General features: G+C 44.2%; 4 protein-coding genes. 3 read left to right on the top strand and 1 reads right to left on the bottom strand.

Annotation, left to right across the window (positions count from 1 at the left end):
* Positions 1–175 (top strand): 3D domain-containing protein (locus V7149_RS04930; RefSeq protein ID WP_335344556.1); only part of this gene is annotated, 175 nt, incomplete at its 5' end.
* 65 nt (positions 176–240) lie between these two features.
* On the opposite strand, the gene V7149_RS04935 is transcribed toward V7149_RS04930, so the two are convergent.
* A complete protein-coding gene (locus tag V7149_RS04935) occupies positions 241–714 on the bottom strand; it encodes a CarD family transcriptional regulator (RefSeq protein WP_335344538.1) in 474 nt (157 codons plus the stop codon).
* Between the two features lie 256 nt (positions 715–970).
* Here V7149_RS04935 and V7149_RS04940 point away from each other — a divergent pair, with 256 nt between their 5' ends.
* Both V7149_RS04940 and V7149_RS04945 read left to right on the top strand, forming a co-directional pair.
* The gene (locus tag V7149_RS04940) at positions 971–2,587 is read left to right on the top strand and encodes an SWIM zinc finger family protein (RefSeq protein WP_335344539.1); all 1,617 of its coding nucleotides are present in this window, start codon (positions 971–973) and stop codon (positions 2,585–2,587) included.
* Complete coding sequence (locus V7149_RS04945; protein ID WP_335344540.1) at positions 2,580–5,402, top strand: DEAD/DEAH box helicase; 2,823 nt, start codon at positions 2,580–2,582, stop codon at positions 5,400–5,402. Before V7149_RS04940 ends, V7149_RS04945 begins: the two co-directional genes overlap by 8 nt.
* The last annotated feature ends 265 nt before the right edge of the window (positions 5,403–5,667 follow it).

Consider the following 5,667-nt stretch of genomic DNA (forward strand, 5'->3'; position numbering starts at 1 on the left):
TGATCCTAAGGTAATTCCGCTCGGATCGAAGGTTTTTGTACCTGGTTACGGGGAAGCGATCGCTGCCGATAAAGGCTCCTCTGTAAAAGGAAACAAAATTGACGTGTTTATTCCTTCTCAAAAGCAGGCTATTCAATGGGGAAATAAAACCGTGAAGATTAAAGTGTATAACTAATTTAAAGAGACAAAAAGAGAGCGACTCTTATTTTGAGCCACTCTCTTTTTTTATTGAGGTTTGTCCTAACTGGATTGTTTTAATAATTCAGCTGCTTCGGACTCGCTGATGTCTTTAATTAAACTTAGTTCACTTATGATATTCCGCTGCGCTTGATTGAGCATTTGCCGTTCACTCGTATTAAGCGACTTTTCCTTGTTGCGATGCAGGAGATCCCGAACAATTTCAGCGGAATCCTCCACCCTACCTGACTTCAGCTTCTCCATGTTCGATTTGTATCTTTCCTTCCAAGGAAGGCCGCAGTCTGACTCCACATTGTGAATATCAAACAAAATATCTTTCATTGTTTCTCCGTCTAGGATGGAGCGAACACCGGAATCCGTCATTGTTTTCAATGGAAGCATGACGTCCATTTTATTCAATGGTATGTGAATCACACAATACTCCTGTGTCTTCCCTAGAATTTCCCGTTCTTCTATGGCCTCAATGATACCTGCCCCATGCATTGGATAAAAAACCTTATCGCCAATTTGAAACATATCATCACCTCCATATTACCTTCATTAATAATGGTAACACAGATAGTTATTTTTATCAAATTTTTAAATATAACACGAAACAATTATTATCGTCAATATATTTTTCGAAACTTTTTTAAAAAAATTCACATAGGAATATTAAGGGGTTATCAGACCAACAATGCTAGAGATTCCTAACTAGGAAACCGACAAGACACCCCATTCCAAAAAATGATATAATTATTTCTATTGACTATTTGTAAAAGGAGGGGTTTCCATGTCTACCATTCCAGAGCATTTCCTCGAGCCGTTGGATTTTGCGGCGAATGAATTGAAGGATATGCTGAGCCCGAAGTCGCCTGAGGATGAGCGCTTGGTTCAGAAGGGGCTGATGCTTTTTCGGCAGGGGCTTGTTTCCCATGTTCGCTTTGATCGGAACGAGATCACGGGTGTGGTTCAGGATGTGACGCCAGCAAAGGTTAGGCTTGATCCTAATTTTATCAATTTAAGTGAATGCTCGTGTCCGGCCGATGGGTTTTGCCGGCATCAGCTTGCTGTGTTTTTCTATCTTCTTTCGCAGGCGAAGAGTGTGACGGATTGGGTCAATGATTGGAGACAGCCTTTGCAGGAGAGTAAAACGGTCAAGCTTCTCGGCCTTCAGAGAGCAAAGGACCTGTTAACGACTTCAAGCAGGCAAAAGCCTGATTATGATAACTGGGTGGAAACCATTCACGAAAGCTTCGATACGATTATGACCGGGAACGGTGAGCCGAAGCCCTATTATATGAATGAACTTTTTCAAATCTATACGAAGCGATGGCAAGCCAATGCACCTTTTGAGCAGGAATGGAAGCTCCTTTATCACTTGATTGGCTACTTCTTTAGCTTTAAAAAGCTGATGGAACTGAGCATTCAGTTCGGGCACTCGGGAGAAATCATAAACCGTTACTATCACCATCTTTTTCAGGATTTGATGGAGGATATTTTGGATGTGACTCATAAACTATCGGTTCACTCCCTCCCCTTTGCCTTCGATGATTTTATTGAAAAATTAAAAGGGGATTCCACCGATATCCTTAAACATGATTTCCCGCTTGAATTTGAACAAACTCAATTGTATCGAATCTTGTGGATGAAATTTTTCAAGAAGAAGGCTTGGTGCCAGGAAGAAATCGAAAAACTGCTGGCTATTAAGGACAAAAATTCCCCGATCATTGTGGCCATTATTCATCAATATATCCTATTGGGGAAAGATGAGGATGCTGTTGATCTTTTGGCGGTTCCTGAAGAAGGGATGACTCCCTATTTCCTGACCTGGCTTGATTATTTTACCCAACAGAAGGAATGGAAACGAATGGGACCTTATGTTGAGGAATTTATTAAGAGGCTTCGGGAATACCTTCAACTATCAGAGAATCATTATGTTAACCGGAATTTCTCTAATCTTGCCATAAAAGTGATACAACCTTTCTGTTCGGCAACGGGCAGAGACGATTTATATGAAAAAGCTCTCGTTGAAACGCTGCCATTCAGCTTTAATGAATATGAATATCTTCTTTTTGAAAATGGCGCCTTTGATCGCTGGATTGATTTGCAGGCCAGAATGAACCACGATATTGACGTGCTGCCAAAGAGCCGGATCAAGGAAATTGAAAAAGATGCGCCATCACTGCTTTTGCCGCTTTATCATCAGTCGATCCAAAACCATATTTCCCATAAAGGCCGAGACCATTACCGCATGGCTGTCCGGAAATTGAAAAAGCTCCGGACGTTGTACAAGAAGCTGAAAAGACAGGATGACTGGGTGTTTTTCCTAGACACCCTGCTTGAAAAAACAAAACGGCTTCGCGCCTTCCAGGAAGAATGTAAAAGGGGAAAGCTAATCGATGCATGAGATCAGAAAGATAAAAATTAACGTCCGACATATAGATACGAACCTATATAGCCTTTCTGCGCAGAATGATAAGGGGTCTTTTTTAAAACCTGAATTCTGGGGCAAGCTGCTGTTTAATCATCATGAGGAGAGCTTCTATGGAACTCTTTTTCAAGATCATAAAGCCGCGGAGGAGAAGGAAATTCCCCTTAACGGCTGGCAGCTTGTCACATTGTTTGCGAAGGAACGATTTAATTCATTTATCGAGTGGGATTGGGATGAGCTGGCCCAAATTTGTTTAGCCGCCTCTCTTCCTATATATGAGGCGATTTCCGAAAAGGAGTGGATCCCTGATTTTTCAGCCTGGGAAAACGGCCAGTTCCGCTGGGCGCTGCCTGACCGGGTTGTGCAGGAATTTGGTTCCTCCTTTTGGGAGCAGATGATTGGGGAAATGTCTGTTAAGGATTTTACCCACGAGATGTTTCATCATGCATTGGATGCGTTTTTTGAGCGTAATAGCAAGCTGAAAGCCGATTTAAGTGGCAAAATAAATACTTTACGCGGAAGTGAGCTTTCTCCCCGTGATCTTGCTGCCTATTTTGACGAAGAAAGCTGGCAGGAATGGATTGGCCTCAAGGAAAACGAGACTCCTTTTTCCATTGGACTGAAGCTGGAGGAGCCTGCCGAGATCGACGATTCATGGGAGCTCAGCATTTTTCTTCGTGGAAAAAAAGAGCCGGATTTGCTAGTGGATTTGCATGATTATGCGAACTATCCTCGGGGCTGGCGGAAGCACGAGGAGGCGATTACGAAGGAACAGGAAAGATGGCTGAATGTTTTTCCATGGCTTAAAGGCGATCGGGGTGTTGCGACACGTTTAACGGAAGATGAGGCGTGGACATTTCTGACTGAGGCGAGTGAAACTCTCCTTTCTTTAGGAATTGACATTCTGCTGCCTTCATGGTGGCTGGCGATGAAAAATGCCAGTCTTAAGGTGAAGGCTCGTCTTAAAGGGCAGTCCACTAGCCATCGTCCATCCTTTGTCGGGCTTCAGGCGATGTTGGATTACGATTGGCGGATTTCGATGAATGGAGTGGACTTGTCAGAGGACGAGTTCAACAGCATGGTGGAGGAAAAAAGGCGGCTCGTTTATATTCGCGGAAGATGGATTAAGCTTGATCCTGGGTTTGTTCGGCAAATACAGGATTTAATGAAAAAGGCCGAAAAGGAAGGTCTTCATGTCCGCGATTTAATCGAGCAGGAACTTCTTGCGGGTGATTCCGAACAAGAAGACGAACTCGACAATCCGAAAACCTTTGCCCGTATTCAAATTGAAATGAACCGGCAGTGGAAGCAAATGGTGAAGCAGCTTCGCGATATTAAGGATATCCCCCTCGTGGAAGTCCCCGCTGCATTTCAAGGGGATCTCCGTCCTTATCAAAAGCTCGGCATGAGCTGGCTGCTATTTTTGCGCAAGTATGGATTTGGCGCTTGTTTGGCGGATGATATGGGGCTTGGAAAAACAATTCAGCTGATTTCCTACCTTTTAAAAGTGAAGGAAGAGGAAGCAGACTCTGGCCCTGCGCTGATTATTTGCCCGACCTCCGTGCTCGGAAACTGGCAAAAGGAAATTGAGCGGTTTGCCCCTAAGTTGAATGTGTATCTTCATTATGGTGGGAACCGGTCTAAAAGTGAGGAGTTTGTGGAAAAAGCTTCTGCAGCCGATGTCGTTCTTACCTCGTACGGACTGACCGCTCTAGATGTTGAGGATTTTGAGAGTGTCGAATGGGGCTCGATTAGCATTGATGAGGCGCAGAATATTAAAAATGCGCAAACGAAGCAATCGAGGGCGGTTCGGAGGCTAAAGGGCAAGCATCATATTGCTTTGACCGGCACCCCGATGGAAAACCGCTTATCCGAGCTTTGGTCGATTTTTGATTTCACCAACCATGGCTATTTAGGCAGCATGGGCCAATTCCAAAAACGCTTCGTCCTCCCGATTGAAAAGGATGATGATAAGGAAAAGGTTGGGCAGCTTCAAGCTTTTATCCGCCCTTTCCTGCTTCGCCGCACGAAACGAGACGAAGAAGTGGCGCTGAATCTCCCAGACAAGCTCGAGCAAAAGGAATACTGCCCGTTAACAGCCGAGCAGGCCAGCTTGTATGAACAGCTCGTCAAGGACACATTCGAGCAAATCGAAAGTCTATCAGCATTCGAGCGAAAAGGGTTAATTTTACAAATGCTCAGCCGGTTGAAGCAGCTTTGCAACCACCCCGCTCTTTATTTAAAAGAGGAAAAGCCTTCGAAGGTGATTGAACGTTCGGCTAAGCTTGAGAAGCTGAGTGAATTGGTCGACTCGGTTCTCGATCAAGGAGAAAGCTGCTTAATTTTTACTCAATATATTGAAATGGGCAATATTATTCGCGGGATGATTAAGAAACGATTCGGTGTCGAGGTGCCATTTTTGAATGGCAGTGTTCCGAAAAATGAACGCGACCGGATGATTGAGCAGTTCCAGAACGGGAAGTTTCCTGTCTTTCTTTTATCCTTAAAGGCGGGCGGAACAGGTTTGAATCTGACTGCGGCCAACCACGTCATCCATTATGATCGCTGGTGGAACCCTGCCGTTGAAAACCAAGCCACCGACCGTGCCTACCGCATCGGCCAAAAACGCTTCGTCCACGTCCATAAAATGATCTGCACCGGCACCCTCGAAGAAAAAATCGATGCCATGCTAGAGAAAAAGCAATCGTTGAACGATCAAATCATCCAAAGCGAAAGCTGGATTACCGAGCTTTCAACAGATGAATTAAGGGATTTGGTGTTTTTGAATTAATGTGGTGGTGCTGTAGCGAAATATCTTCAAAGTGACTGATATAACCGCGAAAGTTGCGGATATTTAAGTTTGCTGGACAGGTTTTCGCGATTTTCACAAAACCTGTCCGAGTAACCTAACTTGATGGACAGCTTTTCGTACTTTTCATAAAACCTGTCCGAGTAAACTGACTTGTTGGACAGGTTTTCGAGGTTTTCAAAAAACCTGTCCGAGTAACCGGACTTGTTGGACAGCTTTTCGTGCTTTTCACAAAACCTGTCCAAGT

Source organism: Bacillus sp. JJ1503 (genome assembly GCF_036965125.1).
Classification (GTDB): domain Bacteria; phylum Bacillota; class Bacilli; order Bacillales; family Cytobacillaceae; genus Cytobacillus.